Origin of the sequence: Priestia sp. SIMBA_032, from assembly GCF_046535215.1 — a bacterium.
Classification (GTDB): Bacteria; Bacillota; Bacilli; order Bacillales; family Bacillaceae_H; genus Priestia; species Priestia aryabhattai.
Window position 1 is genome coordinate 1 of the sequence record NZ_JAWRXD010001306.1, and the last position, 246, is coordinate 246.

General features: G+C 64.2%; 1 protein-coding gene. It reads left to right on the top strand.

Going from position 1 to position 246, the window contains the following annotated elements:
• Positions 1-246 (top strand): ABC transporter ATP-binding protein (locus SB717_RS38545; protein WP_486360818.1); only part of this gene is annotated, 246 nt, incomplete at both ends.

Consider the following 246-nt stretch of genomic DNA (forward strand, 5'->3'; position numbering starts at 1 on the left):
GGGGCCACCACGCCAGATCCTCGGCGCGCCACAGCACGACTACACCCGCGCTTTGATTGGTGCCGCCCCCGCGCTCGCCAAACGTCGCGCGCCCTTGACCCGCATCGATCCCGCGCAGCCTCCCATCCTGAGTTTGCAAAACGTGGGCAAAACGTTTGCGCTGCCCAAGGTCAAGGGTGAGGACTCGACGTTCCTGGCCCTTGAAGGTCTCAACCTGCAAGTTTATCCCGGCCAGACGCTGGCCAT